At 71.0% G+C, this 24,248-nt stretch carries 25 protein-coding genes; 11 read left to right on the forward strand and 14 right to left on the reverse strand.

Annotated elements, in window-relative coordinates; genetic code table 11:
• Window positions 1–93: 93 nt before the first annotated feature.
• Window positions 94–684: a helix-turn-helix domain-containing protein gene (locus Q0Z83_RS25820; RefSeq protein ID WP_317796581.1), complete on the forward strand. Its 591-nt coding sequence runs from the start codon at window positions 94–96 to the stop codon at window positions 682–684.
• On the opposite strand, the gene Q0Z83_RS25825 is transcribed toward Q0Z83_RS25820, so the two are convergent.
• The 7 genes from Q0Z83_RS25825 to Q0Z83_RS25855 form a co-directional block, all read right to left on the reverse strand.
• Window positions 662–1,966 (reverse strand): M20/M25/M40 family metallo-hydrolase, encoded by a 1,305-nt coding sequence (locus Q0Z83_RS25825; protein ID WP_317796583.1) that lies wholly within the window; start codon window positions 1,964–1,966, stop codon window positions 662–664. The genes Q0Z83_RS25820 and Q0Z83_RS25825 overlap by 23 nt on opposite strands.
• Complete coding sequence (locus Q0Z83_RS25830) at window positions 1,963–3,270, reverse strand: radical SAM protein (protein ID WP_317796584.1); 1,308 nt, start codon at window positions 3,268–3,270, stop codon at window positions 1,963–1,965. The genes Q0Z83_RS25825 and Q0Z83_RS25830 overlap by 4 nt, the downstream gene beginning before the upstream one ends.
• Before the next feature lie 113 nt (window positions 3,271–3,383).
• A complete protein-coding gene (locus tag Q0Z83_RS25835) occupies window positions 3,384–4,067 on the reverse strand; it encodes a hypothetical protein (RefSeq protein WP_317796585.1) in 684 nt (227 codons plus the stop codon).
• An 11-nt stretch (window positions 4,068–4,078) separates the two neighbouring features.
• The gene (locus Q0Z83_RS25840) at window positions 4,079–4,801 is read right to left on the reverse strand and encodes a hypothetical protein (RefSeq protein ID WP_317796586.1); all 723 of its coding nucleotides are present in this window, start codon (window positions 4,799–4,801) and stop codon (window positions 4,079–4,081) included.
• A 101-nt stretch (window positions 4,802–4,902) separates the two neighbouring features.
• Window positions 4,903–5,274, reverse strand: coding sequence for a hypothetical protein (locus Q0Z83_RS25845; protein ID WP_317796587.1), 372 nt, complete (start codon window positions 5,272–5,274; stop codon window positions 4,903–4,905).
• Between the two features lie 56 nt (window positions 5,275–5,330).
• Window positions 5,331–6,269: a serine hydrolase gene (locus Q0Z83_RS25850; RefSeq protein ID WP_317796588.1), complete on the reverse strand. Its 939-nt coding sequence runs from the start codon at window positions 6,267–6,269 to the stop codon at window positions 5,331–5,333.
• A gap of 11 nt (window positions 6,270–6,280) precedes the next feature.
• Window positions 6,281–7,171: a LysR family transcriptional regulator gene (locus Q0Z83_RS25855; RefSeq protein WP_317796590.1), complete on the reverse strand. Its 891-nt coding sequence runs from the start codon at window positions 7,169–7,171 to the stop codon at window positions 6,281–6,283.
• Window positions 7,172–7,253: 82 nt separating this feature from the next.
• Between Q0Z83_RS25855 and Q0Z83_RS25860 the strand changes: the two genes are divergently transcribed.
• A complete protein-coding gene (locus Q0Z83_RS25860) occupies window positions 7,254–8,420 on the forward strand; it encodes an MFS transporter (RefSeq protein ID WP_317796591.1) in 1,167 nt (388 codons plus the stop codon).
• On the opposite strand, the gene Q0Z83_RS25865 is transcribed toward Q0Z83_RS25860, so the two are convergent.
• Window positions 8,405–8,893 (reverse strand): GNAT family N-acetyltransferase, encoded by a 489-nt coding sequence (locus Q0Z83_RS25865; RefSeq protein WP_317796592.1) that lies wholly within the window; start codon window positions 8,891–8,893, stop codon window positions 8,405–8,407. The genes Q0Z83_RS25860 and Q0Z83_RS25865 overlap by 16 nt on opposite strands.
• A gap of 63 nt (window positions 8,894–8,956) precedes the next feature.
• On the opposite strand from Q0Z83_RS25865, the gene Q0Z83_RS25870 reads away from it, so the two are divergent.
• Window positions 8,957–9,631 carry a DNA alkylation repair protein gene (locus Q0Z83_RS25870; RefSeq protein ID WP_317797131.1) on the forward strand — a complete coding sequence of 225 codons (675 nt, stop codon included), beginning with the start codon at window positions 8,957–8,959 and terminating at the stop codon, window positions 9,629–9,631.
• Window positions 9,632–9,659: 28 nt separating this feature from the next.
• Complete coding sequence (locus Q0Z83_RS25875) at window positions 9,660–10,868, forward strand: hypothetical protein (protein WP_317796593.1); 1,209 nt, start codon at window positions 9,660–9,662, stop codon at window positions 10,866–10,868.
• Between the two features lie 12 nt (window positions 10,869–10,880).
• On the opposite strand, the gene Q0Z83_RS25880 is transcribed toward Q0Z83_RS25875, so the two are convergent.
• Window positions 10,881–11,108 (reverse strand): NUDIX hydrolase, encoded by a 228-nt coding sequence (locus tag Q0Z83_RS25880; protein ID WP_317796594.1) that lies wholly within the window; start codon window positions 11,106–11,108, stop codon window positions 10,881–10,883.
• Window positions 11,109–11,218: 110 nt separating this feature from the next.
• Here Q0Z83_RS25880 and Q0Z83_RS25885 point away from each other — a divergent pair, with 110 nt between their 5' ends.
• Together Q0Z83_RS25885 and Q0Z83_RS25890 are read left to right on the forward strand one after the other, a co-directional pair.
• The gene (locus Q0Z83_RS25885; protein WP_317796595.1) at window positions 11,219–14,218 is read left to right on the forward strand and encodes a serine/threonine-protein kinase; all 3,000 of its coding nucleotides are present in this window, start codon (window positions 11,219–11,221) and stop codon (window positions 14,216–14,218) included.
• 104 nt (window positions 14,219–14,322) lie between these two features.
• Window positions 14,323–15,270: an Hsp70 family protein gene (locus Q0Z83_RS25890; RefSeq protein ID WP_317796596.1), complete on the forward strand. Its 948-nt coding sequence runs from the start codon at window positions 14,323–14,325 to the stop codon at window positions 15,268–15,270.
• Window positions 15,271–15,273: 3 nt separating this feature from the next.
• Here Q0Z83_RS25890 and purU read toward each other — a convergent pair whose 3' ends face one another.
• Together purU and Q0Z83_RS25900 are read right to left on the reverse strand one after the other, a co-directional pair.
• The gene (purU, locus tag Q0Z83_RS25895) at window positions 15,274–16,179 is read right to left on the reverse strand and encodes a formyltetrahydrofolate deformylase (protein WP_317796597.1); all 906 of its coding nucleotides are present in this window, start codon (window positions 16,177–16,179) and stop codon (window positions 15,274–15,276) included.
• Between the two features lie 139 nt (window positions 16,180–16,318).
• Complete coding sequence (locus tag Q0Z83_RS25900) at window positions 16,319–16,633, reverse strand: MazG-like family protein (protein ID WP_317796598.1); 315 nt, start codon at window positions 16,631–16,633, stop codon at window positions 16,319–16,321.
• A 23-nt stretch (window positions 16,634–16,656) separates the two neighbouring features.
• On the opposite strand from Q0Z83_RS25900, the gene Q0Z83_RS25905 reads away from it, so the two are divergent.
• A complete protein-coding gene (locus Q0Z83_RS25905) occupies window positions 16,657–17,316 on the forward strand; it encodes a pentapeptide repeat-containing protein (protein WP_317796599.1) in 660 nt (219 codons plus the stop codon).
• Here the strand turns inward: Q0Z83_RS25905 and Q0Z83_RS25910 are convergent.
• Window positions 17,313–17,954 (reverse strand): response regulator, encoded by a 642-nt coding sequence (locus Q0Z83_RS25910; RefSeq protein ID WP_317796600.1) that lies wholly within the window; start codon window positions 17,952–17,954, stop codon window positions 17,313–17,315. The genes Q0Z83_RS25905 and Q0Z83_RS25910 overlap by 4 nt on opposite strands.
• Complete coding sequence (locus tag Q0Z83_RS25915) at window positions 17,951–19,129, reverse strand: sensor histidine kinase (protein WP_317796601.1); 1,179 nt, start codon at window positions 19,127–19,129, stop codon at window positions 17,951–17,953. The genes Q0Z83_RS25910 and Q0Z83_RS25915 overlap by 4 nt, the downstream gene beginning before the upstream one ends.
• Window positions 19,130–19,212: 83 nt before the next feature.
• Between Q0Z83_RS25915 and Q0Z83_RS25920 the strand changes: the two genes are divergently transcribed.
• From Q0Z83_RS25920 to Q0Z83_RS25930, 3 genes are read left to right on the forward strand one after another with little or no spacing between them, the layout of a single operon-like run.
• Complete coding sequence (locus Q0Z83_RS25920; RefSeq protein WP_317796602.1) at window positions 19,213–19,908, forward strand: GAP family protein; 696 nt, start codon at window positions 19,213–19,215, stop codon at window positions 19,906–19,908.
• A 48-nt stretch (window positions 19,909–19,956) separates the two neighbouring features.
• The gene (locus Q0Z83_RS25925) at window positions 19,957–20,667 is read left to right on the forward strand and encodes a helix-hairpin-helix domain-containing protein (protein WP_317796603.1); all 711 of its coding nucleotides are present in this window, start codon (window positions 19,957–19,959) and stop codon (window positions 20,665–20,667) included.
• The gene (locus Q0Z83_RS25930) at window positions 20,664–21,371 is read left to right on the forward strand and encodes an OmpA family protein (RefSeq protein WP_317796604.1); all 708 of its coding nucleotides are present in this window, start codon (window positions 20,664–20,666) and stop codon (window positions 21,369–21,371) included. The genes Q0Z83_RS25925 and Q0Z83_RS25930 overlap by 4 nt, the downstream gene beginning before the upstream one ends.
• A gap of 60 nt (window positions 21,372–21,431) precedes the next feature.
• Here Q0Z83_RS25930 and Q0Z83_RS25935 read toward each other — a convergent pair whose 3' ends face one another.
• The gene (locus tag Q0Z83_RS25935) at window positions 21,432–23,339 is read right to left on the reverse strand and encodes a GMC family oxidoreductase N-terminal domain-containing protein (protein ID WP_317796605.1); all 1,908 of its coding nucleotides are present in this window, start codon (window positions 23,337–23,339) and stop codon (window positions 21,432–21,434) included.
• A 106-nt stretch (window positions 23,340–23,445) separates the two neighbouring features.
• Here Q0Z83_RS25935 and Q0Z83_RS25940 point away from each other — a divergent pair, with 106 nt between their 5' ends.
• Window positions 23,446–24,207 carry an enoyl-CoA hydratase/isomerase family protein gene (locus Q0Z83_RS25940; protein ID WP_317796606.1) on the forward strand — a complete coding sequence of 254 codons (762 nt, stop codon included), beginning with the start codon at window positions 23,446–23,448 and terminating at the stop codon, window positions 24,205–24,207.
• The last annotated feature ends 41 nt before the right edge of the window (window positions 24,208–24,248 follow it).

Raw genomic sequence — 24,248 nt, forward strand, 5'->3', positions numbered from 1 at the left:
GTTTCCGGGAAATCACTGCCGCAGGCGTGTCGCGCGTCGCAGATTCAGCAACCCGGGTTGCCGATTCCGGGACGGCGAGGGTGCAATGGCCGGGTGGAAGAAGCGATCACCGCCGCACTGGCCCAGGTGGGGCCGAGACTCCGGCGGCTGCGCACCCAGCGCAACATCACCCTGACCGCGCTCGCCGAGACCACCGGGATCTCCAAGAGCACCCTGTCCCGGTTGGAGAGCGGCCAGCGCAGACCCAGCCTGGAGCTCCTGCTGCCGATCGCCCAGGCGCACCGGGTGCCGATCGACGAGCTGATCGGGGCGCCGCAGATCGCCGACCCACGGGTCCGGCCGGCGCCACGGCGGGTCAACGGGCGGATCGTGCTGCCGTTGACCCCGCACGCCGGCTCGCTGCAGGCCTGGAAGGTGATCATCCCGGCCGACCAGACCGAGCCGGAACCGAAGACCCATGAGGGCTACGAATGGCTGTACGTGCTGTCCGGACGGCTACGGCTGGTCCTCGGCGACCACGACTTCGTGATCGGTGCCGGGGAGGCGGCCGAGTTCGACACCCGGCTGCCGCACTGGTTCGGTAGCACCGGCGAGAACGCCGTCGAGATCATCAGCATCCTGGGTCGGCAGGGCGAACGGATGCACGTCCGGGCCAGATCGACTACGCAGCGGGAAGACTCTTGATGAGGCTGCCGTACCAGGCGACGCCCTTCAGGTAGGCGTCGACCGTGATGTGCTCGTCGTTGGTGTGGATCGACTCGCGCTGCCTCTTGGTCATCTCGAACGGGGTGAATCGGTAGACCCGCTCGCTGATCTTCGTGAAGTGGCGGGCGTCGGTCGCCGCCATCATCACGTACGGCGAGGTCAGCGCCTCCGGGAAATGTGCCGAGGTGACGTCGGCGAGCAGGTCGAACGCATCGTCCAGCGGTGACGACGGGGACGGCTCGCCCTCGTCGATCACGGTGATCCGCACCTGCGGGTCCTTGATCACCCGGCGGACGTGCCTGATCACCCCGGCCATCGTGTCGCCGACCAGGATGCGGATGTTCACCCCGGCGGTGGCGGTCGCGGCGACCACGTTCATCGCCGGGGAACCGCTGAGCGTGGTCACCGCGAAGGTGCTGCGGGCCATCGCCGCCGACTCGGGACCGGCCGCCAACAGCAGCCGGGTCAGCAGGGCACGGCTGCGGACGGCGGTCGTCAACGCGTACCGCATCGGAGGTTTGGCGTGTGGGGCCGCCCGCCGGAAGAGTTCGACGGTGGCGTCCGGCGCCGATGCCCGCATCGGCGACCGGTCGAGGCGGGTGATGGCCCGCGCGAGACGAGCGGTCGGGCCGAGCGGCGCCGGGGTGGACGCGTGCCCGCCGCGGCCGTCGACACGCAACTCGAGGGAGGTGATGCCCTTCTCGGTGACGCCGATGACCGCGATCGGTTTCTCCACACCGGGGAACGCGTCATAGGCGACCGCGCCACCCTCGTCGAGCACGAACCACGGGGTCACACCACGTCGCCGCAACTCCTCGACGGCGAGCGGTGCCGCGTCACCGGCGACCTCCTCGTCACAGCCGAACGACAGCCACACGTCCTGCGTGGGGGTGTGCCCGGCGGCCAGCAGGTCCTCGACGGCCTGGCAGATCGCGACGAGGCTGCCCTTGCAGTCGAGGGTGCCGCGGCCCCAGACGATCCCGTCCTCGACGACCGCGTCGAACGGCGGATGGGTCCACTCCCCCTCGACCGGCACGACGTCGCTGTGGGCCATCAACACGATCGGTTTCGCACTCGACGTGCCCGCCCAATGGAACAGCAGACCGTGCCGGCCGACCCGGGTCAGCGGCAATTCGTGCAGCCGCGGGAAATGCCGCTTCAACGCCTCCAGGAAGGCGTCGAAGGCGGCATGATCCCAGGCAGCGGCATCCCTGGTGGAAACCGTCGGAATGCGGAGCAGGTCACGGAACGCCTCGATCATTCAGCGGCCGGCAGCGTGTCCATGAACGAGCTGACCGAGAAGACCGCGTTACCGGCGCCGGGCGGGCCGTAACCGGGCGGACTGCTCAGTCCGTTGGCCTCCATGGTCGCGCGGTACGCCTCCAGGAGCCGGATGTGGTACTCCAGGGGAGCGCCCTCGGGGTTCATCTTGCCCAGCGGGGTGGTCGGCTCCGGGCACCAGGTGGTGAACCGCGGAGTGATCCCCCGGGACATGAAATATTGCAGGCCCTCGGTGGTCGACGCGATCGCCTCGTCGACGGTGGTGAATCCGAACGGCGCGGCCATCTCGATGCCGGCCACGAAGTTCGGGATGACGTTACGCGGCCCGAACACCTCGGCCGACGTAAGGATGCGGCGGTGCCATTCCTCCCGGCCGACGTAGCGTTCCTTACCGGGACAGTAACGTTCGAAAAGATACTTGTCCCACACCTCGTAATTGGGGTGGTAGATCCGGATGCCGTAATCGTAGAAGCGCTGCACGTCCTCTTTCGGGAGCGCCTGCGCGACGACCTTGCCGATCCACCGGCCCGGGAACCGCTCCTCGATGGCCTGGGCGTACCGCCCGTAGAAGTCGGCCTCGGCCAGCCCGTCGACCTTGCTGGTGACACTGCCGCCGGTCAGCGTGTAGGCGTGCGACGTCTTGGCGGTGTCGTACTTGTCGATGATCGCGAGCGCCTCGAGCACCTCGTCGACCGGTTTCACACCGGTGTAGGGCCGCCCGGCCGCCTTGTGCTGACGCCAGTTGTGGTTGATGTCGCAGTACTGGCATTCCTCTTTGGCGCCGAAATACTGGCAGACCCGGAAAACGGTGAGATAGACGAGATAGCCCCACTGAATGGTGGGCGCGACCTCCATCACCTGCTTGCCGTTGGCCAGCGTGTGCCGGTAGTAATCCGGCATCGGCGGCAACCCGACGTCGGCGATCGGCCGGTCGTCGAGGTGCAGCATCAGCTTGCCGTCGTCGGTCGGTTTGACCCGATAGGGCGACGACGGGTTGATCCGCACCGACACGACCGTGCGGCGCAGGTCATACGGCCCGCCGGTGAGCACGATCTCCTCCGGCGGCCGCCGCAGGGCCGCCTCACCCAGCTCGGGCAGTGTCCGGTGGTCGAACGAGAAGATGAAGTAGGACTTCGGCTTCACGTCGCCGTTCTCGTTGTCGGTGAGCGCCGAGTCGTCGAACGCCAGCCCGCCCCGCAGCAGGTCTTCCTTGATCACCGCCTCACGCGGGATGTGCGGGAACCGTCCCATCAGATCTTCGATGAGATCCGTGCGCCTTTGCATGCGTCCTCCCCGACGGACCGTAGCACGCCCAGGTCCTTACACCCGGAGCCAGGCACCCGTGTCACAAATCACCAAACCCCAGGTCAGCGGCATGGTCACCACTTCCGGGCAGGTCACGATCGGTCCGGGGCCTGGTCGGGTGTCAGGCCGAGCAGCTCGACGACACGCAGGGCGCGGCGGACGATCCCGTCGACCACGGACGGGTGGATCCACGCCTTCGGTACCTCGATCGTGAACAGCGTGCGGCCCCGGGCGGTCCACGGCGGGATGTCGTCGTTCAGCAGCGCGAGCCGCAACGCGGAACTGTCCAGCATCGGTGAGTCGCCGACCCGGTCGAACCTGTTGCGCATCGCCATCGACGGCACCTCGGTGGGCAGGTGGACGATCACGAACACGCCCTTGCCCCGCTCCGGGACGACCGCGCCGGCGAGGGCGTTACCCGTCCATTTGATCTCGCCCGCGGTGATCGGGAAGCCGCTCGTCTCGAACGACCACGCCCGCAGCACCCGGATCGTGCCGCGCAGCCGCAGGTCGGTCCACGGCCACTCCCGGCCCACCGGATCGATCGGCTGCCAGTCGGACTCCTCGATGTGCCGGTCCATGGCCAGCACGGCGCCGGTGCGGTTGATCAGCCGGACCAGGAACGGGATGGCGATGATCAGCAGCAACCCGCCCCAGGTCGGTCCCGGGTAGCTGTAGAAGAGCGTCCGCAACCCCCAATCGACGTACGACATCACGTACCCGACCAGCAGAGTGCCGAACAAGATCACGGCGACCACGCCCAGGAAACGGCCCACGGCGCGCAAGGTCAGGCCGCCACACCGGCCCGGCCGTTGGATCTGACCTCGGTGGTCAGATCCAGCAGCGAGGCGACCAGCCGGGCCCGCCGGACCGCCGAGCCGATCAGGGCCGGGGTGATCCCCTCGTGGGCCGGCTCGACGGTGAACAGGCACTGCTCGCGGATCGTCCACGGTGGGATCCGCCGAGTCAGGAACGCCTTGCGCAGCTCGACCCGGTCGAGCAACGGCGAGTCACCGATCCGCTCGAACGGCACGTGATAGGCCATCGACGGCACCGGCGTGGACAGGTGCACCACCACGACCACACCCCGACCGTCGGCGTCGTCGGTGGCCCCGCCGAAGGCCCGGCCGGTCCAGCGCACCTCGCCCGCCGTGACCGGGAAGCCGCCGGCCGTGAACGACCACGCCTGACGCACCCGGATCGTGCCGCCGACCGGCTCGGCCCACGGCCACTTCCGCCGATCGGTGTCGGCCTGTTCCCAGCCGGCCGATTCCGCGTGCCGGGCCAGCACCCCGCCGGGCCGGGTGCGGTCGGCCAGCAGGGTCAGGAAACAGGCGGCGACCAGGAGCAGCCACACCGCCCACATCCGGCCCGGCGTGGTGTCGCTGAGCGCGCCGGTGCCGGTCATGAAGATCAGCCCCAGCCCGCACACGGCGCCGAACCAGGTCACCGCGGCCAGGACGGTCAGTGCCCAGCGTCCCAACAGCCGGGTCCAGCGACGCAACGACATCGGCATTCCCCATGATCGAACCAGCGGGCGCCGCACACGATAGCGACGCTCGTCACCACGATCGAGCCCAGGGCCGTACGCCGCAAGACCCGGCCGCCACATCAGGGCAACAGGATCAGCGCCGCCCGGGCCAGAATCCGCACCCGGTCCCATTCCGGACGGGTGGCCAGCGCCTCCGCGGTCCACAGCACACGCTGATGATCGCCGCCCATGTCGGCCAGCTGCCTGTCGAGTTCGGCCAGTGCCGGCACCGCCCCGGCGTCGATCCAGTCGCGGTCCACGAAGGTGGACAGCAGCCGGAACCCCTGGTCGAACTCCAGCACCAACTCGTCGACGACCGCGTGCACCCGGCTCAGCCAGGCCACCTGCACCTCGGCGTCGGAGGCGAGGACGGCAACGGCACGCACGAACCCGAGCGCGGCCCGGGCACCCGGTTCTCCCACCCGATCAGCCTCGCGCAGGTCGGTCACCATCGGCAACCCCTCGACCCCGACCGGTATCCGCCGGTCGTCGTCAGTATCGGTCGCCGTCAGTAGGCCAGGTGCTTGCGGGTCAGCTTGGCGACCTTCTCGACCAGGGTGACGCCCGCGCTCATGTTCTTGTTGCGGCGGGTCAGGACGGCCACCGACACGTCGACGGTGCCGTTCTTCGCGGTGATCCGGCCGATGGTGTTGACCGCCCACAGGCCGCCGTCGGCCGTACGCGTGTCCCATCCGTTCTTGACCGTGAAGACCTCACCGGTGCGGGCCAGCACCGGGACGCCCCAGTCCTGCGCCGTGGAGACCGTGTTCATCAGGGTGAACGCCGTCTTGCGGGAACTCGCCGACAGCGGCCCCCGGGTGTCGACCAGTTCGGACAGTAGGACGACCTGATCGGCGGCGGTGGTCCGGGTCAGGCCCCACCGGCTGTTGACGACGGTTTGCGTCAGGCCGAGCCGCTTGTTGCATCTGGTGACCGCGGTCTTGCCACCGATCCGCTGGTAGAGCGACGTGGTGGCGGTGTTGTCGCTGAGCCGGATCATCGGCCGGGCCAGCTTCATCTCGGCGGCGGTCGGTGCGCGGCCGGCGTCCTGGGCCTTGAGCAGCATGCAGGTCAGGATCTGCACCTTCACGATGCTGGCGGTGTCGTATTGAACGGAGCCGCGATACACGTACCGCTGACCGGTCTTGCGATCGAGAACCGCGACCGCGAAATCGCCCTTGACCGCTTTCAATGCCGCGTTGAGATTCTTCACCCGGGTGGCCCGGTCGATCGCCGCGGAGGAGGCGACCGGAGAGCCGGCCGACGAGGCGACCGGAGCGGCCGAGGACGGCGCGGGTGTCGCGGGCCGGACCACCGCCGCGGCGACCACCGGACCGTCGTTACCCCGCTGGGCCGCCTGCGGTGCGTCGTCCGTCAGACCGGCCACGATCAGGCCACCTCCACCGAGCGTGACGACCGTTGCCACCGCGAGAATCCAGACCTTCATGGCGGCCCACTCTATGGCACCGGCAGGAAATCCGCGGTCAGGGCGATCAGGGCACGCGCGGCGGCGCCCGGCGGACGATCCGCCGGAACCGCCAGCGACAACGGCCACCGCAGATCGGCGCCGGTCACCGGAATCGTCGCCAGTCCCTTTCCACCGGCCAGCAGAAAACGCGGCAGAAGAGCAACACCGAGACCATTTCGTACGTAATCCGCACTCGTTCCGATGTCGGTTATCTCAATCGTCACGTGCCGGCGCACACTCGCCGCCGTGAACGCCCGGTCGGCGACGTCCCGGTTGCCGTAACCGGCGGGCAGATCGATGAAGTCGAGCCCGGCCAGTTCCTCGATCGGCACCGAGGCCCGCCCGGCCAGCGGGTGATCGGGCGGCACGGCCAGATCCATCACCGAACTGGTCAGCTCGACCAACTGCACCCCGGCCGGCCGCGGCCCGGGCACCGACACGAACGCCAGGTCGAGCCGGTGCTCGGCGAGCAGGCCGACCAGCCCGCGCGAGCCCATCGGCGACACCGCGGTCTGGATCAGCACCCCCGGATGCCGGCGGTGGTACTCGCCGAGCAGCGCGGGCAGATCGATGACCCGGATCGAGGTGAGCGTGCCGATCCGCAGCGTGCCACGCAGGCCGCCGCGCACCTCGGCGACCGCGTCCCGGGCGTCGCGGGCCGCGTCCAGGGCGACCCGGGCCCGAGGCAGCAGGGCGTGGCCGGCGTCGGTGAGCCGGACCCGTTTGGCGTTGCGGTCCAGCAGCGGTGCGCCGAGCTCCCGTTCCAGCGACTTGATCGCGGCCGACACCGCGGACTGGACCACGTGCAGGCGGGCGGCCGCGCGGGTGAAGTGCTGCTCCTCGGCGACCGCGACGAAGTATTCGAGCTGGCGGAGTTCCACGCATCGAAGTATCAACGATCGCGATCGGTACGGTCATCGACTTTCGTTGGCGGTGATGATCGGTGCGGCGCACAGTCGGCGCATGGCACTTCTGGAAGCCCGGGTCCCGACCCGGAACGCAGGATTCTGGCCGGTCGCGTTCGCGTTCACCGTGGCGATGGCGTTCTCGACGGTCCCGGCGCCGCTCTACCCGCTCTACGGCTACTCGACGTTCACCGTCACCGTCGTGTTCGCGGCCTACGCGGTGGGGGTGGTGGTCAGCCTGCTGCTCGCGGGGCACGTCTCCGATCAGATCGGGCGGCGGCGGATCCTGATCCCGGCACTCGGTCTCGAACTCGTGGCGGCGCTGCTGTTCCTCTCCGGGACGTCACTGCCCGTGTTGCTCGCGGCTCGGTTGATCACCGGGCTCGGGGTCGGGATGATCACCGCCACGGCCACCGCGCATCTGCTCGAACTCAACGGAGCCTCGCCCGCGCGCTTCGAGATCGTGTCGACGGCGGCCAACATCGGGGGCCTGGGGCTCGGTACGCTCGTCGCCGGCCTGATCGCCTCTCTCGTGGCCACGCCGCTGCGTACGCCGTACCTCCTGTTTGTGTTTCTGCTGATGGCAGCCATCGCGGCAGTCGCGTCGGCACCGGAGACCGTGCGTCCGAATCCCGCCTACCGGTACCGGCCGCAGCGGGTGAGCACCGGCCACGGCCCCGCCTATCTCGCCGCCGCGACAGGTGCCTTCGCGGCGTTCTCGGTGTTCGGCTTCTTCACCTCGGTCGCGCCCGGTTTCGTCGCCGGCACCCTGCACCACGAGTCACGCGCGGTAGCCGGCCTGATCGTCTTCGCCGTCTTCGGCGGCTCGGCGGCCGCGCAGACCCTCACCACCCGGCTCGGCGCGCGACGCCGCACGACGCTCGGCCTGGCCGCCCAGGCGGTCGGCACGATCACCCTGGTGACCGGAATGCATCAGGCGAGCCTGCCGACCTTCCTGCTCGGCGGCCTGCTCGCCGCCGCGGGCGCCGGCGTCCTCTTCAAAGCGAGCATCGGTACGGTCGCCGCCCTCGCCACCGCACCGGAGCGAGGCGCGGCACTCGCCGGGATCTTCCTGATCGCCTACGTGGCCCTGGCCGTCTCCGCCCTGGCCATCGGCATCGCCGCCGTGACCACCCCGGTGATCACGGTGATGACCTGGTTCGCGGGCGTCCTGCTGAGCATGCTGGCGGCGGTCGCCGCGCTGACCCGTCAGTCGGCCGCCTGACCGTCCAGCCGCATGATCGTCTCCTCGATCTCGGCCCCACGTCCGTTCGCGTAGGAGACCTCGGTGCCGATCACCTCGAACCCGGCCCTCCGCAGAACCCGCAGCGAACCGGCGTTGTCACCGGCCACCCGGGCGAACAGCGGCCGCTCCGGAACCGCCGCCAGCAGCAGCGCGAGCGCCCGGCCCGCGATGCCCTGCCCCCAGCGGGAGCGATCGATCCAGTACGTCACCTCGGTGTCGCCCTCGATCACGAAGGCGGCGACGGTGCCGACCAGCGTCCCGTCGGCGGTGACCGCCCGGTGGGTGACCCCGGGTGACGTACGGACCCGCGCCATCTGCGCGTCGAAGGCGGCCCGATCGTCCGGATCGGCCGCGGTGAAGGCGGCCATCCGGACCGACTCCGGGTCACGCATCTGCTCGAACAGCGCGTCGAGGTCGGCGTCCTCGACCGGCCGCAGTGCCACTTCAGTCACCGGTTCCCCTTGCCCTGGCTTGAGATAGCGTTCTACCGCAGATGCGCACGGATCGGGGGGCAGATCGTGGCCGAGACGACGGTGACCGGACTGATGGCGGAGCTCGCAGCCCTGGACGATCCGAAGGCGCGAGCCGTCAACGAACGGCACGGCGACGACCACGGGGTGAACCTGGGCGCGCTGCGGGCCATCGCGAAACGCCTCAAGACCCAGCCGGAGCTGGCCCGCGAGCTGTGGGCCACCGGGGACGGCGCGGCCCGTCTGCTGGCTCTGCTGATCTGCCGTCCGCGGGCCTTCGAGCGCAACGAGCTGGACACCATGCTGCGGGAGTCGCGCACCCCCAAGGTGCAGGACTGGCTGGTCAACTACGTGGTCAAGAAGAGCCCGCACGCCGAGGCGCTGCGTGTCACGTGGACCGCCGACCCGGACCCGGTGGTGGCGAGCGCCGGTTGGGCCCTGACCGTCGAACGGGTCGCGAAGAAGCCCGACGGCCTCGACCTGGACGGCCTACTCGACGTGATCGACGCGCAGATGAAGGACGCCCCGGACCGCCTCCAGTGGGCGATGAACCACTGCCTGGCCCAGATCGGCATCTCCCACCCGTCGCAGCGGGCCCGCGCCCTGGAGATCGGCGAGCGGCTGGAGGTCCTGAAGGACTACCCGACCCCGCCGAACTGCACCTCCCCCTACGCCCCGATCTGGATCACCGAGATGGTCCGCCGCGGGCAACCGGCCTGAAACCCTCCTTTTCGGCCACGATCGGCCGATGCACCGGGTCATGACGACGCCACGCAAGCCGCCACGCCGGGTATGGCGGGTGGCCCTGATCGCCGCGACGGGCGTTGCCGTGGCCGGAGCAGCCGCGGTGTACGTCGACCGACGCTTGCGGGCCGCGGCGCCCCCTGACCCGCCGCTCCCGCCTGGCCTGCCGCTCCCGCCTGGCCTGCCGCTCCCGCCTGGCCCATCCGCCCTGGAACCGCGGTCCGCGCCGCGGCGGACGAGGACACCGGTCCGGATCGTCACCGGGGCGGCGGCTCTGACGGTAGTGGCGGTCGCCGCTGCGGTCGGCGTCGCCGCGATTCCCGAGGACGCGCCGACCGCCGTCGTGCCGTCGCCGCAGACGACGCCCCTGTCCCTGGCACGTTGCCAGGCCGAGCTCCTCAAGCAGTGGACCAGCCGCTCCGGGCCGGATTGCGGTTACCCCACGACCGGCGCACGTCACCCGAATTACCAGCCGGCCGCGGACTTCTCCGATCTCCGGTACTTCGGGGCGGCATTGCCGACCGACCTGGCCTCCGACGGCGCCATCTGCGCGACAGGTCCGAACCGGCCCGTGCTGGAGACTGTCTCCCCCAAACTCACTGCCTCCTTCACCGAGGTGCCCGGCCTGACCACGGTCTATCCGACATTTCAGGTCAGGGGGCTCGGCCGGGCCATCACCGTCGACCTGCTCACCTCGGGACAGCCCACCGCCTCCGGGCTCACCGCCCAACTCGACTTCCACCTGATCCGGCCACTCGAGCACGGCGAGACGTACCGGTGGCGGATTCGTGGTACTCCGCAGCAGATCGCCGGCGACGACTGGTCGCCGTGGTGCGAGTTCACCGTCGCCGAGAAGACGCGCGACGATCTGGGATTGACGAATGATCAGGAATACTCGGTCGAACTGCCCACTGAAGACTGGCGGACCGTCCTGGAAGCGATGGGACCGGTCATCAACCATGTCGGCGACGGGGCGTCGGTTCACGTGCCGATCGAGAACGCGGTGAAGAAGGCCAAGCGGAAGACCAAACGGATCACGGTGACGCTGACCGGCGGGGACTGGCATGAGATCGTCCACGATCTGGCCGCGAAGGCATGGGACAGGAACAAGGAGGAGTACTGGACGGTGGTCGACGCGATCTCCTCGGCGCTGGGCTCCCACCCCCACCCGACGATGGGCTTCGCCCGCCCCGCGATTGATCAACCGGCTTGATCGCCACAGAGATCACCAGCCGCTCAGCGTCAACGGCGTGCTGGCCCGCCAGGCCGTGACGCACGCCGCCGAATACGGGTAGGTCGAGGCCGGCCATTGACCGTCGGCATAACCGGTGCCGGAGCGCAGCGCCATCAGGACATGCTCACCGTCGGTGAGCAGGAGCAGCACGTCGACCGGATGCGTCGGGCGGCCCGGACGGCGGGGATGCGGTGCGTCGGCATGCCCGGATTCCACCACGGGGGTACGACAGAAACCCGGCGCCGGTGGCGTTGACGGGACGCGTTCATCCTGTCGAGACTCTTCATCATGGGCTGCCGGTCGCGCACCATCGGGACGGGGAACCGACCGTGCCGGTGACCCCGCTGCTGGCCGGCGACCCGGAGCGGCTCGGGGAGCACGTGCTCGCCGGACGGCTCGGCTCCGGCGGGATGGGCACCGTCTACCTGGGCCGGTCACCCGACGGGCGGCGGGTCGCGATCAAGGTGGTCCGTCCGGAGCAGGCCGCCGATCCGAGGTTCCTGGCCCGGTTCCACAGTGAGGTGCGTCGGGCCCGGCAGGTGCCGCCGTTCTGCACCGCGGCCGTGCTGCACGACGACCTGGAGCACGATCCGCCATACCTGGTCGTGGAGTATGTCGACGGGCCGAGCCTGGCCGAGGTGATCCGGGAGAACGGGCCGCTGCCCCCGTCCGAGGCGTACGCGGTGTCGGTCGGCGTGGCCACGGCGCTGGTCGCCATCCACGGGGCGGGTGTCGTGCACCGGGACCTGAAACCGGCGAACGTGCTGCTCGCGGTCGGCCTGCCGAAGGTGATCGACTTCGGGATCGCCCGGGGCACCGATCTGAGCGCCGAACTGACCGGCCCGGACCACGTGGTGGGCACGATCGGCTACCTGGCGCCGGAGTGCCTGGACACCGACCGGCGCGGGCGGGTCGGCCCACCGGCCGACGTGTTCGCGTGGGGTGTCCTGGTCGGGTTCGCGGCGACCGGCCGTACCCCGTTCGGTGGGGAGTCCCCGCTGGCGACGATCGGCCGGATCCTGACCCAGCCGCCCGATCTGGACGGTGTTCCAGAGCCGCTGCGCCGACTGGCCGCGGCCGCCCTGGAGAAGGACCCGGTCCGGCGCCCGACCGCGAACGAGCTGCTGGACGCCCTGCTCTCGGCCGGTCGCCCGGACATGACCCCGGAACTGCGTCGGGTGGCCCTGGCCGCGCAAGCCGGGAACCGCCGGACCCGCCGCTGGCTGGGCCGGGCCGCGGCCGTACTGGTGGCCGGTCTGCTGGTGGCGGCCGGTGTCGCGGTGGCCCGTTCGTCGGACGAGGTGGTCCGCCAGGACCGGGCGCTGGTCCAGCGGGATCTGCTGGACCGGTCGGCGAAGGCTCTGGAGACCGATCCGGGGCTGGCGTTACGCCTGGCGGTCAGCGCGGAGACGGTCAGCCCGTCGGACCGGGGGCGGGCCGCGATCGACGCCGCCCTGGCCACCGGCTACGAGGGTGAACTGAACCCGGACGAGGCCGTCTACACCACCGAGTTCCGCCCGGACGGGGCGATGGTGGCCGCCGCCGGAGCCGGTGACGTGGGGCTGTGGTCGGTCCAGGGCACCCGCTTCACCCGGGTCGGCACGTTGGCGACGGCCGGTCAGGAGACGACCGATCTGTCGTTCAGCCCGGACGGACGGACCATCGCCACGGCCGGGGCCCGGCTGCAGCTGTGGGACACCGCCGGGGCGTATCCGCTGGCCGAGCTGACCGGGCAGGCGTGGGACGGAGTGCAGTTCAGCGGTGATCGGCTGCTCACCGTGGCGGATCGGCTCGAGTTGTGGGACGTCCGGGACCGGGCGCACCCGAGATCGGTCTGGAGCGCCCCGGCCGGCACCGCGACCCGGGGTGGCGCGCGGCTCAGCGCGGACGGTCGGCTACTCGCCGGAGTGGCCGAGGGTGAGCTGCTCACGGTGTGGGCGGTGGACGGCACTCCGCGGCGGCTCGCGGTGATCAACGACGCCGACGCGGTGATCAACCTGGCGTTCAGCCCCGACGGGAAACGGCTCGCGGCGGCGACGGTCAGCGACGGGGTACGCCTCTACGACCTCGCCGATCCGGCCCGGCCACGGCTGCTGTCGACGTTCGCGGCCGACGGCGGTACGGCGACGACGGTGGCGTTCGACCGGACCGGGACACTGCTGGCGGTCGGCAGTGAGCAGCGCACCGTCGGCCTGTGGAGTGTCGCCGAACCGGCCCGTCCCCAGCCGCTGCGGACACTGCGCCGCGACGGCGGCTGGATCTCCTCGATCGACTTCACCCCGGACGGGCACCGACTGCTGATCGCGGGCCGGCAGGGCACCGCCCGGTCGGCGGCACTGTGGCGGGTGACCCCGTTCGCCCCGGTCCAGCGGTCCCGGATCGACGCCGCACCGGACCCGATCCGGCTGGTCGGCGTCTCCAGCACGGACGTGCTGGCGGTGGCGGCCCCGGACGGCGGGCGGGTCGAGTTCTGGGATCTGCGTGACCCGTCCCGTCCGGTCCCGGCCCGGCCGGGGTTCACGTCGTCGTCCGGCGCGTCCCGGGTCCGCCCGTCGACGGGGCTGCTCTTCGCCAACGGCTCGGTCTACGACCTGTCCGGAAACGATCCCCGGAGACTGCTGGCCGGGGTGGTCGACGCCGACCCGGACCGGGGCCTGGCCGCGGTGCTGCGCGACGGCGAACGGGTGCTGATCTACCGGCTGGCGGCCGGTGCCGAGCCGATACCGCTGGCCGAGATCCCCGCCGCGTACCTGGCCGCGGTCGTGTTCGACCAGGTCACCGGCCAGGTGGTGATCGCCGACGACAACGGTGGCGCGGAGTCGGCGCTGACCGTCTGGGACCTGACCGCCCCCGTCCCACGCCGGGTCGCGGTCCTCGCCGCTCAGGGCGGGGTGCAGGCGCTCGAGGCCCGCGCCGGCACGGTCGTCACCGTCGACCGCAACGTGGTCACGTGGGCCGCCGGCACGGTCCGGTCCGCGCCTCGGCCGGGCAACCGGGTGGCCGGGGTCGGCGCGGTCACCCTGTCCGCCGACGGCACGCTGCTGGCGATCACCGGCCGGTCCGGCACCGAGCTGTGGAGCCTGCCGCCGGGTGCCGACCCGCTGCTGGTGGCGGTGCTGCCGGGGGAGCCGACGTCGGCCGCGTTCAGCCCGCGCGGGCCGCTGCTGGCGGTCGGCGATCCGGGTGGCACCACGGTCTGGGACGTGAGTGCCCTGCAGATGACGCTGAGCGATCCGCACTCCGAGGCCTGCCTGCGGCAGGGCGGTCTCACCTCGAGCGAATGGGCCGGTCAGGTGCCCACACTGCGCTACGAACCGGCCTGCTCCTGAACCGATCCGGCCAGACTAACGTAGTGTTGACGATCTATCACTATGCGTGGAAAATTCCGGACAAGGAGTGCCAGAAGATTCGTCCATTTGAGACACTGCCGGACATGCCAGCGACGGATCTTGTGGTCGTCGACATCGCCGCATGGTGGGTCACCGCGGTGTTCGAGTCCGAGGGTTTCGACCGTCCCGTCCTCTTCGACGGGCGGGCCCGCGCACCCAGCGGGGTCTTCCAGGGATCCGGTGTCTACACCGCCGGTGCCACCGCCCTCCGCGCCGGCCTCGCCAACCCCGAGGCATATCGACCTGATCCGATGACACTGCTCCGGCACGGCGGCCCACCGGCGGCCGTCGCCGCGGTCCTCTCCCACGTCACCGAACGCACCGGACGGCCGGCCGCCCTCACCGTCGTCACCGCCCAGGAATGGGACCGCCCGGCCCGCGCCCGCCTCGAACAGGCCGCCGGCACCGCCGGGCTCCCCCGCCCCCGCATCGTCTCCACCGCCGCCGCGGCCGCCGCGCCGGCCGGGTCCGGGCCGGTGCTGGTGTGCGTGGCCGGCTCGGCCTGGCCGGAGATCACCGTGCTGGACGGTCAGCGGCAACTCGCCACCTCAGCCGTGCGGGCGCCCGGCGCACCGGCCATCGACGAGGCCCTGCTACGGGTGGCGGCGACCCGCGGCGGCGCCGAGGCCGACCCGGACGACTGGCGGCTGACCCGCGAGATCGAACGCGCCCGGGCCACCCTGGGCCTGCAGCGCCGAGCCGCGATGCTGCTGCCCGAACCGCACCAGGCGGTCGTCCTGACCCGCGACGACCTGGCCGCGACGAAGGCGGTCCACCTGGACCGCCTGCCGGACGCGGTCAAGCTGCTGCTCGCCGACGCGGGCGTCGACCGGGTCGGCGCGGTCGTCCAGGTCGGCGAGGACGCCCAGGTCAGCACGGCCCTGTCGGATCTGGGCCTGGCGCCGGAGCGGACCGTCCGCGACCCGCACGCGCTGCTGCGCGGGCTGGCCCGGACCCAGCCGCCGGCCAGGCGCCTCTGGTGGCGCCGCTGACCTCTACTGGAAGACGATGGTGTGGTTGCCGTGGCGGATGACCCGGTCCTCGGCGTGCCACAGCACCGCCCGGGACAGGACCGCCCGTTCCACGTCGGCGCCCCGGCGGCGCAGCTCGGCAACCGTGTGCGCGTGGTTCACCCGGACCACGTCCTGCTCGATGATCGGGCCCTCGTCCAGGTCCTCGGTCACGTAGTGGGCGGTCGCCCCGACCAGCTTCACGCCGCGGTGCTGGGCCTTCGCATACGGGTCGGCGCCGATGAACGCCGGCAGGAAACTGTGGTGGATGTTGATGATCGGCACGCCGACCTTCTCGATGAAGTCGGCGGAGAGGATCTGCATGTAGCGGGCCAGCACGATGAAGTCCACGTTCCCGGTCAGCAGCTGCAGGTGCTGAGCCTCGGCGGCGGTCTTGTCCGGCCCCTGCGACGGCACGTGGAAGAACGGGATCCCGAACGAGCGCACCTCGTCGGCGGTGTGCGCGTGGTTCGAGATGACCATGCTGATGTTGATCGGCAGTTCACCACGACGGTTACGCCACAGCAGGTCGAGCAGGCAGTGATCGGCCTTGGACGCGAAGATCGCCACCCGCTTCGGGACCGACAGGTCCCGCAGGGTGTACTCCAGCTCGAACCCGTTCGCCAGCTCCCGCCGCAGGTCCTCCTCGATCGCCGGGAGTGCCGCCTTCAGGTCCGGACGGCCGAAGACGGTCCGCTGGAAGAACGCCCCACCCTGCGGGTTGTCCGAGTACTGGTCGAGCGACACGATGTTCGCCCCGTGCCGCCCGAGCACCGCACTGAGGGCCGCCACGATCCCGGTCCGGTCGCGCCCGTGCACGATGAGCACGGCCTGGTCACCGGGGCTCGGCTGCGTCTCGTGCGAGGCGGGGGCGTGCTGGGTCAGGGTCACGTCGAGGCGTCCTTCCGCGATTCGTCCATCGGCCACCGAAGTCTAGAAACCTAACCCGCCCGCCCGGCGGAAGGTCACCCCGCGAGGCAAGCATCACCCCGAGATCAAACCCGTGCGGCGGTACGGCCGGCCGTACCGCCTAGGGGGTCGGGAGGTAGCCGTTCGCCTTGGTCACCACGTCTCGGATCGCCTGCCGAGGGTCGGCACCCAGGCTCGCGATGGCGACCAGCGCGGTGAAGACCACGTCGGCCAGTTCGCCCACCACGTCGTCCCTGGTGTGCGTCACGCCCTTGCGCGGGTTCTGGCCGAGCATGCCGATCCAGGCCTGGGTCGCCTCACCGGCCTCCTCGGTGACCTTCATGATCCGGCAGGCGATCTCCAACGGGTCGTCGCCGTTCTGGTCGTCGAGGAACCGCTGCCAGCGGCGGGCGGCGTCCCAGATCATGTCGTCCATGCGTGTCCTCGTAGAGTGGCCTGATGTCACGGTTCGGGGCTTCCACTGCCTCGCCTCGGGCGCCCATCGTGCCCGACGCGCTTCCGGAGGTTCTCTTCGACCTCGAGTCCGAGGATCTGCACGAGAAGGTGATGTTCGCCGACGCCGACCTGTCGGGGGTGTTCGCGCAGTCGGTCGAGTTCGGTCAGGTCCGATTCCGATCAGCGCGACTGGCCGGGGCGACGCTGCCGAAGGTGCGGCTCACCGACTGTGTGGTCGAGCGTTGCGACTGGTCGAACCTGCGCGCCGAGAACGCGACGATGGAACGGGTCGCGCTGACCGGCTGCCGGATGACCGGCCTGGCCTGGAACGGCGGGCTGCTCCGCGACGTGACGGCCACCGACAGCAAGATCGACCTGACGAACTGGCGGATGGCCCGCTTCGACGCGGTCACGCTGACCGGCTGCAACCTGACCGGCGCCGACTTCACCAACGCGGACCTGCGCGGCGCCCGGTTCACCGACTGTGACCTGACCGGCGCCCAGTTCAGCGGCGCCACCATGCAGGGCGCCCGGTTCGAACGTTGCGAACTGGCCGGGATCGGCGGCATCACCAGCTGGACCGGCGCGATCGTCCACCCGGACGACCTGATCGGCCTGTCGTATGTGCTGGCCGGGGCGCTGGGCATCGTCGTCCGGAGTTAGGCCAGGCCGGCCTCGCGGGCCAGGATGGCGGCCTGGACCCGGGAGGTGCAGCCCAGTTTGGCCAGCACCCGGGAGACGTGGGTCTTCGCGGTGGCCTCGGTGATGGACAGGGCGGCGGCCAGGTCGGCGTTGGAGAGGCCACGGCCCAGACCGGCCAGGACGTCGCGTTCGCGGCCGGTCAGCCCGCTCAACTCCGCGGGCGCCCGGGTCGGGCGCGGTGTCGCGCCGACGAACGCGCTGAGCAGACGGCGGGTCACCTCCGGCGCGAGGAAACCGTCCCCGGCGGCGACCCGGCGAACCGCCTCGACCAGCGCGGCCGGCTCGACCGACTTGAGCAGGAACCCGGCCGCGCCGGCCCGCAACGCACCGAACAGATAGTCGTCCAGGTCGAACGTGGTCAGGATCAACACGTCGGCCAGCCCGGCCGCGGTGATCTCCCGCGTGGCCTGGATGCCGTCGGTGCCGGGCATCCGGATGTCCATCAGCACGACGTCCGGCCGCAGCGCGTTCGCCTGCCGGATCGCGACCGCGCCGTCGGCGGCCTCCCCGACCACCTCGATGTCGTCGGCCTGCTCCAGCATCAGCCGCATCCCGGCCCGGATCGCGGCGTGATCGTCGGCGACCAGGACCCGGATCATGCGGCGGCCGTCGGCAACGAGGCGTGGACCCGCCAACGGTCGCCGGAGCGGCCGGCGGTGAGTTCGCCGCCGAGCAGGGCGGCCCGCTCGCGGATGGACCACAGGCCGGTGCCCGCACTCAGCGCCTGATGGTCGAGACCGGCCCTGGTCAGGGTGTTCGTGACGGTGACCGTGACCCGACCGCCGGCACGTCGCACGTCCAGATCGACCTCGGAACCGGGGGCGTGCTTACCCGCGTTGGTGAGCGCCTCCCGCACGATGCCGTAGACGGTGTGCGCCACCACCACCGGGATGTCCGGGACGTCACCGGTGCGCACGTCGACCCGCAGTCCACCGGCGGTCGCGGCGGCCACCAGGTCGGGCAGCCGGTCCAGGCCGCCGGGCAGCACCGCGTCCCGGTCCGCGGACGAGGCGGCGGACGTGGCGGCGGCACGTAGCAGCAGGATCATGGATCGCATCTCCTCCAGGGCGGCGAGGCTGCTGGTCCGGACCGCCTGCAGGGCGGCGCGGTCCCGGCCGGTGTCCGGGGGCATGGCCAGCGCCGCGCCGGAGTGCATGGCCGTGGTGGCCAGGTGGGCGGCGATCACGTCGTGCAGGTCGCGGGCCATCGCGGCACGCTCGGCGACGACGGCCTCCCCGGCGATGCGTTCCGCGTCGAGCGCGCCGATCTGCTGCTGCTGACGGATGTTGGCGGCCCACCACAGCGGCACGAACAGCACCGACGTCAGCTGCAGGACGAGGAACACGGCGATCCGTATCTGACCGGTGGCCAGCCCGCCGACCACGCTGACCGTACCGACCAGGACGAACACCGCGGTGGTCACGGCAGCCCGGGCCCGGGGCGACGCGAACCGGCCCACCGAGAACAGCAGATCGAAGATCACCAGGATGAACGCGATGCTGCCGCCGAGCACCAGGTCGGCGGCGAACGCGCAGGTCCCGGCGGCGAGCGCGAGCATCGGGTGGCGGCGGGCGCCGAGCATCGCGAGGCATCCGGCGGCCAGCGGAACCAGATGCCAACTCTCCGGGGCCTCGATGTGCGGGACGTCCCAGACGTCGGTCAGGCCGACGATGTCGAGCAGCACCCCGGCCGCGAACGTGCCGAGCGCCGGGACGTAGTCCTTCCGCAGCAACTCCCGCACGTTCACGACGACCATCCCATCACGCCCGGTCACGTGCGGCGTCCATCGAAAGATGTATTCCGCCGCGCATCCTTCGGCGGACGCGCCCGGCCGCCGGGACGGCCATCGTGACAGCCATGGATGCCACCCTGCCGGCCTCGCTGGCCGTCCTCGCGCTGATCGACTCGACGAGCTTCGGGACCCTGCTCATCCCGATCTGGCTGCTGCTGCATCCGGGCCGGGTGCGTTCCGGCCGCATTCTGATCTTCCTGGGTACGGTCGCCGCCTTCTACTTCGCACTGGGCCTGATCGTCACGCTCAGCGCCGGCGCCCTGCTCCCCCAGATCAGTTCCCTGCTGGCGACCCGGCCGGTGCAGTGGGCACAACTGGTGCTCGGGGTGGCGCTGTTCTTCTGGAGTTTCGTGATGGGCCGCAACAAGAAACCGGCCGGGCAGGGGCGGATGCACAGGTGGCGGGAGCGGGCGCTGAACGACGAGGGTGGCGCGCTGCCGCTGGCCGGGCTGGCGCTGACCGCGGCCGCCGTGGAGGTGGGTTCGATGCTGCCGTACATCGCCGCGATCGGTCTGATCACGACGGCGGCGCTGCCAACGGCCACGGTGGCTCTGACGCTCGCCGGCTACTGCCTGGTGATGATCACGCCGGCCCTCCTGCTGCTGGCCGGGCGGCTGCTCGCCGGCAAGCGCCTGGACCCGCTGCTGACCCGGATCGGTGACTGGATGTCCAACAGCGAGACGATCGCCTGGATCGTCGGGATCGTCGGTTTCCTCCTGGCCCGGGACGCCGCCGCCAAACTGATGCTCATCGGTCGCTGAAATTGTAGCGAAGTAATCACTCAAAGGCGTCGACAGTCCATTTTGTAAATGACGATCATGACCGTTAGCATGATCGCGTCGTCACGGCTCCCGGACGCGGGAAACCGTTGCCGCACCGCCTTCGCATGCGGGCGTCAAGGTGCGGTTTCCCACGCGTTTCCGGAGGTCATCGTGGCCTGGTTCATCGGCCAGTCGCTCGTCTTCATCCTGCTCGCATTCGTTCTCGGCGTCATTACCGGACGCCTTTCCCGATGGTCCGCCAAAAAGGCACCGGAACCGGCGGTGACAATTGACGACGAATTGGAGCGGATCGAAGGCGTCGGGCCGGCCATGGCGAATGCACTGCGCGCCGCCGGGATCCGCACTTTCGAACAGCTCGCCGAATCCGGAGACGACACCAAGCGGGACGCCATCCGGGTCGCCGGGCTCAGCTTCGCGCCGAGCCTGACCACGTGGAGCCGGCAGGCACGGCTGCTCGCCGACGGAGACGAGGTGGCGTTCGCGGAACTCACCGCCCGACTGATCGCGGGCCGTGACACGACCCGGGCCGGCACGACCCAGGCGGCGGGCAAACCCCGGCCGAGGCCGAGGCCCCAACCGGCCGGCACCGAGGAGAAAGCCGACGCCCACGAGAAAGCCGACCCCCACGACGAGGCCGACGCCTCCGAGAAGGCCGACGCCCACGACAAGGCCGGCACTCACGAGAAAGCCGACGCCCACGACAAGGCCGGCGCCGACGAGAAGGCCGCCATCCGATGAGCCGGGCCGTCAGCCGCTGGATCGCGGGCCTGGCCGTCCTGCTCGGACTCGCCGCGATCATCACCGTCCAGCTCGGCCCGAACCGCCACCACATCGAGGACGAACTGACCCGCCGCGCGACCGCCGCCCTGACCGCCGCCGGCCAGACCGGCACCCGGGTCGAGTTCACCGGCCGGGACGCTCTGATCACCGCGTCCGAGGCCGACGCCGCTCAGGCCCGGACGGTCGTCGAGGCGGTGTCCGGGGTGCGCGCGGTCGACACCCGCCTGGTCCCGACCGCGGTGGTGGTGACCCATGCCGCCCCGCGACAGGTACTGGCCATGACCGAGAACGTCAAGGCCACACTTGACCTCTTCGTGCTCCGCGAGCGGCTTTCCGCCGTACCCCCGCTGCGGTTTAGAACCGGTGGTGACGAACTGACCGCCGAGTCGCGCGCCGCCCTCGGCAAGGTCGCGGCCGCGCTCGCGGACCATCCGGAGGCCCGGATCAGGATCGACGGGCACACCGACGCTCGGGGTTCGAAGGAGCCGAACCTGCAGCTCAGCCGGGATCGGGCGGATGCGGTCCGGTCGGCGTTGCGGGAATTCGGGGTGACCGCCGACCGGATGGTCGCGACCGGCCACGGCGAGGCCCGCCCGGTGGTGCCGAACGACACCGCCGAGCACCGAGCCGCCAACCGCCGCGTCGAACTGTCCGTGGCGTGAGGGAACCGGCCGGTTGTCAGTGCCGTCCCGGCCCGGCTGGGACAGCACCGACGACCGGCCTCAGGAGGACGTGATGTGGGACGCCGTCCGCGAGGCCAGCGCCATGATGGTGATCATCGGGTTGGTGCCGGACGGTGTCGGGAACGCCGACGCGTCGCCGATCCACACGCCGGGCGTGTCGTGCAGCTCCCCGCGCGGGTCGGCGACACTCGTGGCCGGGTCGGTTCCCATCCGGCAGCTGCCCATCTGGTGCGCCGAGAACAGCGTCATCCCGCCCGCCCGCAACGGCACCCGCTTGACCTGCGCGATGTAGGCGTCGAGGTCGTCACCCTCGGTCCACGGGCCGAGTCCGCGCCCGAACGCCTGGATCCGCCGCGCCCCACCGGCCCGGTGCAGGTGGATCTGCGCCTCCAGCGCCCGGTGGGTGTTGCCGATGTCGCGTTCGTCGGTGAGGTCGTACCAGGCGACGGTGTTGCCGGCCGGGTCGAGGGTGACCCGGCCGTGCCCGTGATCGCGGATCAGCCCGATGTACGACCCGTTGTCGCGGTACCCGGCCATCGCCTCCTTGTGCTCGGCGGGCGAGGTGAACGGCACCGACGACGCGCCGAGCCCGGTCGCGTACTGGACGCTCTCCATCAGGAAGCCGTAGCCGTCGTCGACCTCGGCGAACTCGTTGACCAGCCCGGCCTGCGGTGGTCCCCACCAGCCGCGCATGTCCTCGCCGTAGTCACCCATGGTGACCGTGCACGGGTGCAGTCGCAGGTACCGCCCGACGGCCGGGCCACCGATCCCGGACCGCAGCAGCACCCCTGGTGATTCGAGGGCGCCGGCCGCGACGACGACGATCGGGGCACGGACCGTGACTGTCGCATTCTGGGAGCCGGTCCGCCCGACGACCCCGGCGGCCCGCCCGCCCTCGACGAGGATCCGTTCCACCCGGCAGTCGTCGATCAGCCGGGCGCCGTGGTCGAGGATCGCCGGCTCCAGGTAGACCTTGAGCGTCGACTGCTTCGCCCCGGACGGATCACCGAACCCGAGATGCCCGGCCACCCGCGCGTCATGGCGTTTCTCGTCCCAGTTGCGGAAGATCGTGGCGAACGACCAGCCGAGCTTCTCCGCGCCCCGCGCCATCGCCTCGTGGATCCGGTTGAACTCCGAGCACCTGTCGTTGACCGACAGCTCCCGCCACACCGCGTCCAGGTGCCTGTCGAAATCGCTCGTCGCGACATCGGTCAGACCGTGCTCGGTGGCCCACTGTCGCCGTACCCCCGCCCTGGTCTTCAGGCAGTTGGTCCAGTTGATCACCGTGCCGCCGCCGACGCCCGCGCCGGCCACCAGGTTGATGTTGCCGTCGGCGGTCGGCACCGGTCCGCCGCGCCAGTAGGACGCCTGGTACGCGGCGAGTTCCAGCTGGTGGAAGTCGGCCGCGGTGCGGTGCCGGCCGGCCTCCAGGACGACGACGCGCAGGCCGGCGGCGGCGAGCCGCCCGGCGATCAACCCGCCTCCGGCGCCGGATCCGATCACCACGGCGTCCGCGTCCAGGTCCTGGTCCCCGTCGATTCTCAAAACCTCGGCGGTACGGCCACCCGGCGCCGTGACAGGCGCCGGGCCCGGATAGCCGAACCGGGTCCAGTTCGGGTTGCGCCCGTCCGGCCCGGCCAGGCCGTACGTCATCAGCAGGATCATGCTGACCAGCGGGCCGGTCTCCGGGATCGCCGCCAGCATCTGCTCTCGGGCGGCCTGCGGGCCGGTGGTGAAGCCGTTGGCGGCGAGTGCGTCGAAAAGGGCGGCCAGGCCCTGCCGGTGTTCGGCCGGCAGGCCGCCGATCAGGGCGAGGACTCCCTGGTCGGCGCCGGTGTCGGTGGCTTTACGGGCCCAGAACCCGTCGTGGTCGTCAGGATGGTCGAGAGCGGGAACCACGGTGTCGCAGAGCAGTCGCAAGACGTCGGTCTGTTCCGGAGTGAGCACGTGTCGGTCCTCCTGCTTCGGTGGAGAAGTGCCCACAATGTAAATCGAGAATCACACTTTGCGGTACGGTCCGCCCTGCTGATCATGCACGTGCGACGATGGGAACGTGGATCTCTCCGTCTCGGTCTCCGATGGTGTGGCGCTGCTCGAGATGCGGCGTCCGCCGGCCAACCACTTCGACGAGACGCTGATCGGCCAGGTCGTCGACGCGGCGACGGGCCTCGATGACGACCCGGCCTGCCGGGTGATCGTGCTGGCGTCCGAGGGCCGGCATTTCTGCGCCGGCGCGGACTTCGGCGGCGGCGACTTCGCCGACGATCACGTGGCGGCGGCGGAGCGCCTCTACCGGCGGGCGGCGGAGCTGTTCGACGTGCGTACCCCGATGGTCGCCGCCGTGCAGGGCACCGCCGTCGGTGGTGGGCTGGGGCTGGCCTGCGCCACCGACTTCCGGGTCGCCGAGCCGTCCACCCGCTTCGTGGCGAACTTCGCCCGCCTCGGCTTCCATCAGGGTTTCGGCACCAGTGTGACCCTGCCGGAGATCGTCGGCCGGCAGGCCGCGGCCGACATGCTGCTGACCGGCCGCCGGATCACCGGCGAGGAGGCCCTGCGGATCGGCCTGGCCGACCGCCTGGCCGCTCCCGGCACGTTACGGGAGACGGCGTTCGCCCTGGCCACCGAGATCGCGGCGGCGGCCCCACTGGCGGTCCGCTCGATCCGGGCGACGCTACGGGCGGGCCTGGCCGCCCGGGTCCGCGAGGCCCTGGCCCACGAACTGGCCGAGCAGAAGATCCATTGGGCCACCGAGGACAGCGCCGAGGGCATCGCCGCAAGCCTGGCCCGTCGCCCCCCGATCTTCCGAGGCGTGTGACCGCCCGCCCCTCGCCGCGGCGTCGATGACACGGCCGCGAA

The sequence above is a fragment of the Actinoplanes sichuanensis genome (assembly GCF_033097365.1).
Classification (GTDB): domain Bacteria; phylum Actinomycetota; class Actinomycetes; order Mycobacteriales; family Micromonosporaceae; genus Actinoplanes; species Actinoplanes sichuanensis.

Coding starts and splice junctions, on each gene's coding strand:
- Q0Z83_RS25825 (WP_317796583.1), bottom strand. CDS start 1,966: ATGATCGAGGCGTTCCGTGACCTGCTCCGCATTCCGACGGTTTCCACC.
- Q0Z83_RS25830 (WP_317796584.1), bottom strand. CDS start 3,270: ATGCAAAGGCGCACGGATCTCATCGAAGATCTGATGGGACGGTTCCCG.
- Q0Z83_RS25840 (WP_317796586.1), bottom strand. CDS start 4,801: ATGTCGTTGCGTCGCTGGACCCGGCTGTTGGGACGCTGGGCACTGACC.
- Q0Z83_RS25845 (WP_317796587.1), bottom strand. CDS start 5,274: ATGGTGACCGACCTGCGCGAGGCTGATCGGGTGGGAGAACCGGGTGCC.
- Q0Z83_RS25850 (WP_317796588.1), bottom strand. CDS start 6,269: ATGAAGGTCTGGATTCTCGCGGTGGCAACGGTCGTCACGCTCGGTGGA.
- Q0Z83_RS25860 (WP_317796591.1), top strand. CDS start 7,254: ATGGCACTTCTGGAAGCCCGGGTCCCGACCCGGAACGCAGGATTCTGG.
- Q0Z83_RS25875 (WP_317796593.1), top strand. CDS start 9,660: ATGCACCGGGTCATGACGACGCCACGCAAGCCGCCACGCCGGGTATGG.
- Q0Z83_RS25890 (WP_317796596.1), top strand. CDS start 14,323: ATGCCAGCGACGGATCTTGTGGTCGTCGACATCGCCGCATGGTGGGTC.
- Q0Z83_RS25900 (WP_317796598.1), bottom strand. CDS start 16,633: ATGGACGACATGATCTGGGACGCCGCCCGCCGCTGGCAGCGGTTCCTC.
- Q0Z83_RS25905 (WP_317796599.1), top strand. CDS start 16,657: ATGTCACGGTTCGGGGCTTCCACTGCCTCGCCTCGGGCGCCCATCGTG.
- Q0Z83_RS25910 (WP_317796600.1), bottom strand. CDS start 17,954: ATGATCCGGGTCCTGGTCGCCGACGATCACGCCGCGATCCGGGCCGGG.
- Q0Z83_RS25920 (WP_317796602.1), top strand. CDS start 19,213: ATGGATGCCACCCTGCCGGCCTCGCTGGCCGTCCTCGCGCTGATCGAC.
- Q0Z83_RS25925 (WP_317796603.1), top strand. CDS start 19,957: ATGACGATCATGACCGTTAGCATGATCGCGTCGTCACGGCTCCCGGAC.
- Q0Z83_RS25930 (WP_317796604.1), top strand. CDS start 20,664: ATGAGCCGGGCCGTCAGCCGCTGGATCGCGGGCCTGGCCGTCCTGCTC.